Origin of the sequence: Kitasatospora sp. MBT63 (assembly GCF_000710465.2) — a bacterium.
Lineage (GTDB): Bacteria > Actinomycetota > Actinomycetes > Streptomycetales > Streptomycetaceae > Kitasatospora.
Genome location: NZ_JAIZ01000047.1, coordinates 1 through 5318 on the forward strand (window position 1 = coordinate 1; position 5318 = coordinate 5318).

Consider the following 5318-nt stretch of genomic DNA (forward strand, 5'->3'; position numbering starts at 1 on the left):
GCACCGGATACGCCGGCGCCTTCGCCTTGGCCGGCGTCAGGTTCTTCCCCTTGACCGGCTTCTGACCCGCGCTCACCGCCGAGGACGGCGACCACACCTTCCCGTGCGGCCGCTTCGCCGCCAGCGCCTCCGCCGACGGCGCCGCCAGCAGCGACATCAACAACGCCAGCAGGCTGGCCATACCCAGCCATCGATGACGCCCCCACAACCATCTACCGATTGGCGTTCGTGCTCGCCAAGCCCCCACGAAAAACTCCCCATGATGGATCAACAGATACCGACAATCCGCACAGACGGGCGAATGCCAAGGAGACCCTAGGCTGTGGTCAAACCTCTTCCAGGCAGAATTAATGCGGCGCCTGCGAAGCTTTGCGTGATCTTTGCTGAGCCGGTGAGGGAACGGGCTCCCCCGACCCGCGCCACCACCCCGGAGAGCCCTTGAGCCGCGCAGCCACCCCGCCCGGACCGGCGGCGCCGCCCAGGCCCGGTGGTCGGCCGGGGACCACGCCCGGGCCCCGGGAAGCCACCGGTCCGGGTGATGGTGTCGCGAACGGCCGCGCCCCTGCGACCATGGATGGCAGCATCACCGCCGGAGGCACACCATGACCACCCCGTACGTCGGCCCGGGCTCGAACCCCGTGGACTGGGTCACCAGTCACTACCCCCGGCCGCTGCGCATCGCGCTGGAGCGCCGCGGGGGCATCCCGCACACGGCCCGGAACACGGTGGTCCGCCAGCTCGGCCGGCGCACCCCGGAGCAGTTGCGGGAGCGGATCGAGCGGCGCTGGTACCAGCGGTTCGCCCATCTGTCCGCGCCCGAGCTGCTGGAGCGGGCCGACGACATCGCGGTGCAGCTGGTGGAGTTGCCCGACTGCGAGGTCTCGGACCGGTGCGAGGACGGCTGGCTGCTGGACGAGGAGGCCAACTGCACCTGGTGTCTGCCCAGCGGGACGGTGTTCGACCTGCCCCGGGAGGACGTCGGTGACGGCCGGCGCTCCAGCGCCGAGACGGTCGCCAGGATGGCGGGGAGCATCCGGGACCGGATGCGCCAGGGGCGCCGCTCGTTGCCCGCGGCCGCCGAGCGCGCCCGCTCGGAGCGGGCCCGGCGGGAGGCCGGCGCAGGGCCCGACCGGCCCCCGGGGCACCTTCCCCCCACCGGCTTCGGCGGAAATCCGGGGGCGTACCCGCACGGTCGCGGCTAGGTTTGCCTCGCCGGTGCCCTGGCATCGGCGAGGCCGACCAGTCCGAGACACCGAGGTGCGTATGACCGACCAGCCGGACGACCTGCTGCCCGCCACCCGCCGCGCGCTGCTGCACCGGCTGGCCACGGTCCAGGCGGAGGGCCGCACCCCGTCCCTGGTGGGCGCCGTGGTGCGGGACGGTCGGACGGTGTGGACCGGCGCCCGGGGCATGATCGACGACCATGCGCCCACCCCGGACGTGCAGTACCGGATCGGTTCGATCACCAAGACCTTCGCCGCCGTCCTGGTGCTACGGCTGCGCGACGAGGGGCTGCTCGACCTCGCCGACCCGCTGGAGCGGCACCTGCCGGGCACCGCTGCCGGTGACGCCACCGTCGCGCAGCTGCTCTCGCACACCGCGGGACTGGCCGCCGAGACCCCCGGCCCCTGGTGGGAGCGGACCGAGGGCACGCTCCGCCCGGAGCTGGCCGACCTGCTGGACGAGCAGCCGCTGCGGCACCCCCGCGGCCGTCGCTTCCACTACTCGAACCCCGGTTACGCGCTGCTGGGCGCCCTGGTGGAGCGGCTGCGCGGCGCGCCCTGGGGCGATGTGCTGGCGCGGGAGGTCCTCGATCCGCTCGGCCTGACCCGGACCAGCCTGCTGCCGCGGGCCCCGCACGCCGGCGGTTTCGCCGTGCACCCCTGGGCGGACGTGATGCTGCCCGAGCCGCTCACCGACACCGGCCGGATGGCCCCGGCCGGTCAGCTCTGGTCGACCGCCGCCGACCTGGCCCGCTGGGCGGCCTTCCTGGCGGACGGGGACCCGCGGGTCCTGGCCGCGGAGACCCGCGCCGAGATGCGCCGCCCGGCGGCGCCCGCGGAGGAGGACTGGAGCGCCGGGTACGGCCTCGGGCTGCAGCTGCGCCGCCGCGACGGGGGTCTGCTGTTCGGGCACACCGGCTCGATGCCCGGCTTCCGGGCGGGCCTGTGGGTCGGCGAGCGGGAGGGGGTGGCCGCCGTCGCGCTCGCCAACTCCACCTCGGGCACGCCGAGCCCGGCCGCGCTCGCCGCCGACCTGATCGCCATCGTGGCGGAGCACGAGCCGCCGATGCCGCGCCCGTGGCGGCCGCTGGCCGATCTCGACGAGTCCCTGCTGGCCCTGACCGGCCCCTGGTACTGGGGTCCGCAGGGCTTCACCCTGCGGCTGCGCGCCGAGCGGGCGCTGGAGCTGGTGCCGCTCGCCGCACCGGGCGGCCCCGGCAGCCGCTTCCGGCCCGGCCCGGACGGCACCTGGACCGGCCTGGACGGCTACTACGCCGGGGAGACCCTGCGGGTGGTCCGGGCCGCCGACGGCTCACCGGTCCACCTCGACCTGGGGAGCTTCGTGCTGACCCGGGAGCCGTACGGTCCCGCGTCGGCCGTCCCCGGTGGTGTCGAGCCCGGCGGCTGGCGGCCCGCCTGAACCTCCGGGCCGCCCGGGCGCCCGGCTGCCCGGGCGCGTCCAGGCTTTGCCCGGGGTGATCCCGAGCAGGCAAGATAGGCCGGTGACCCTCCTGGACCTGATGCCGAAGCCCGCCACGCCCGACGCCCTCTACGAGACCTTCGCCGAATGGACGGCCGAGCGCGGTATCACGCTGTACCCGGCCCAGGAGGAGGCGCTGATCGAGCTGGTCTCCGGGAACAACGTCATCCTGGCGACCCCGACCGGCTCCGGGAAGAGCCTGGTGGCGGCGGGTGCGCACTTCGCCGCGCTGGCCGAGGGCAAGCGGACCTTCTACACCGCGCCGATCAAGGCGCTGGTCTCGGAGAAGTTCTTCGACCTGTGCAAGATCTTCGGCACCGACCAGGTCGGCATGATGACGGGCGACGCCAGCGTCAACCCGACCGCGCCGATCATCTGCTGCACCGCCGAGGTGCTGGCCAACATCGCGCTGCGCGACGGCGAGCGGGCCGACATCGGCCAGGTCGTGATGGACGAGTTCCACTTCTACGCCGAGCCGGACCGCGGCTGGGCCTGGCAGATCCCGATCCTGGAGCTGCCGCACGTGCAGTTCCTGCTGATGTCGGCGACGCTCGGCGACGTCCGCCGCTTCGAGGAGGACCTGACCCGCCGTACCGGCCGCCCGACCACGGTGGTCCGCTCGGCGACCCGCCCGGTCCCGCTGTTCTACGAGTACCGCCGCACCACCCTGCACGACACCCTGGAGGAGCTGCTGAAGACCGGTCAGGCACCGGTCTACGTGGTGCACTTCACGCAGAAGGAGGCGGTGGAGCGGGCGCAGTCCCTGATGAGCATCAACATGTGCTCGAAGGAGGAGAAGGACGCCATCGCCGCGCTGATCGGCGGCTTCCGGTTCACCACCAAGTTCGGCCGCAACCTGTCCCGGTACGTGCGGCACGGCATCGGCGTGCACCACGCCGGCATGCTGCCCAAGTACCGCCGGCTGGTGGAGCGGCTCGCGCAGGCCGGTCTGCTGAAGGTGATCTGCGGGACGGACACCCTGGGCGTCGGCGTCAACGTGCCGATCCGCACGGTGCTGTTCACGGCGCTGTCCAAGTACGACGGCATCCGGGTGCGGACCCTGCGGGCGCGGGAGTTCCACCAGATCGCCGGGCGGGCCGGCCGGGCCGGGTTCGACACCGTCGGCCAGGTGGTGGCGCAGGCGCCGGAGCACGTGATCGAGAACGAGAAGGCCGTCGCCAAGGCCGGTGACGACCCGAAGAAGAAGCGCAAGGTGGTCCGGAAGAAGGCGCCGGAAGGTTTCGTCGGCTGGACCGAGGAGGGCTTCGAGAAGCTGATCGCCGCCGACCCGGAGCCGTTGGTCTCCCGGTTCAAGGTCAGCCACGCGATGCTGCTCTCGGTGATCGGCCGCCCGGGCAACGCCTTCGAGGCGATGCGCAAGCTGCTCACCGACAACCACGAGGAGCGCTCCGCCCAGCGCCGCCACATCCGCAACGCCATCGCGATCTACCGTTCGCTGCTGGACGGCGGCGTGGTCGAGCGGCTGCCGGAGCCGGACGCCGAGGGCCGGATCGTGCGCCTCACCATGGACCTCCAGGAGAACTTCGCGCTCAACCAGGCGCTCTCCACCTTCGCGCTGGCCGCCTTCGAGCTGCTCGACCCGACCTCGCCCTCGTACGCGATGGACGTGGTCTCGGTGGTCGAGGCGACGCTCGACGACCCGCGGCAGATCCTCGCCTCGCAGCAGAACAAGGCGCGCGGCGAGGCGATCGGCGAGATGAAGCGCGACGGCGTCGAGTACGAGGAGCGGATGGAGCGGCTCCAGGAGATCACCTACCCGAAGCCGCTGGAGGAGCTGCTCGGCCACGCGTACGACGTCTACCGGCGGGCGCACCCGTGGATCGGCGACCACCCGCTGCAGCCGAAGTCGGTGGTCCGCGACCTGTACGAGCGGGCGATGACCTTCACCGACTACGTCGGCCACTACGACCTGGCGCGCACCGAGGGCATCGTGCTGCGCTACCTGGCGGGCGCGTTCAAGGCGCTGGAGCAGACCGTCCCCGAGGACATCAAGACCGACGACCTCAAGGACGTCATCGCCTGGCTCGGCGAGCTGGTCCGCCAGGTCGACTCCTCGCTGCTGGACGAGTGGGAGCAGCTGGCCAACCCGACCGACCCGCAGGCCCCCGAGGTCCGCCTCGACGACAAGCCGGCCCCGGTGACCGCCAACGCCCGTGCCTTCCGCGTCCTGGTGCGCAACGAGATGTTCCGCCGGGTCGAGCTGGCCGCGCTGGAGAACTACCGCGAACTCGGCGAGCTGGACGGCGAGTACGGCTGGGACGCCGACCGCTGGGCGGACGCGATGGACGGGTACTGGGAGGAGTACGACGACCTGGGCACCGGGCCGGACGCCCGCGGGCCGCGGATGCTGCTGATCGAGGAGGACCCGGAGGAGGGCTCCTGGCGGGTCCGGCAGATCTTCGAGGACCCGGAGAAGCACCACGACTGGGGCATCAGCGCCGAGGTCGACCTGTACGGCTCCGACGAGGAGGGCCGGGCGGTGCTGCGGGTCACGGCAGTCAACCGGCTGGACGGCTGAGCGCGGCGCGCCGGACACGGCCGAGCCCCGGACCGCGGTGGCGGATTCTCGGGGTCCTCGCAACACCTGATGACCT

At 72.7% G+C, this 5318-nt stretch carries 4 protein-coding genes; 3 read left to right on the top strand and 1 reads right to left on the bottom strand.

The genetic code is table 11. From position 1 onward, the window contains the following. A partial coding sequence (locus tag AA75_RS48970; RefSeq protein ID WP_033818142.1) for a hypothetical protein occupies positions 1-181 on the bottom strand: 181 nt, incomplete at its 3' end. A gap of 421 nt (positions 182-602) precedes the next feature. Between AA75_RS48970 and AA75_RS03085 the strand changes: the two genes are divergently transcribed. From AA75_RS03085 to AA75_RS03095, 3 genes are all read left to right on the top strand, one after another. Continuing rightward, positions 603-1202 (top strand): hypothetical protein, encoded by a 600-nt coding sequence (locus tag AA75_RS03085; protein ID WP_033818143.1) that lies wholly within the window; start codon positions 603-605, stop codon positions 1200-1202. Positions 1203-1263: 61 nt separating this feature from the next. Beyond that, positions 1264-2643, top strand: coding sequence for a serine hydrolase (locus AA75_RS03090; protein ID WP_033818144.1), 1380 nt, complete (start codon positions 1264-1266; stop codon positions 2641-2643). An 82-nt stretch (positions 2644-2725) separates the two neighbouring features. After that, complete coding sequence (locus AA75_RS03095) at positions 2726-5242, top strand: RNA helicase (protein ID WP_033818145.1); 2517 nt, start codon at positions 2726-2728, stop codon at positions 5240-5242. Positions 5243-5318: the final 76 nt, after the last annotated feature.

What these genes read in the sequence shown, in the direction of transcription:
- AA75_RS03085 (WP_033818143.1), top strand. Translation starts at nt 603, where the DNA reads ATGACCACCCCGTACGTCGGCCCGGGCTCGAACCCCGTGGACTGGGTC.
- AA75_RS03090 (WP_033818144.1), top strand. Translation starts at nt 1,264, where the DNA reads ATGACCGACCAGCCGGACGACCTGCTGCCCGCCACCCGCCGCGCGCTG.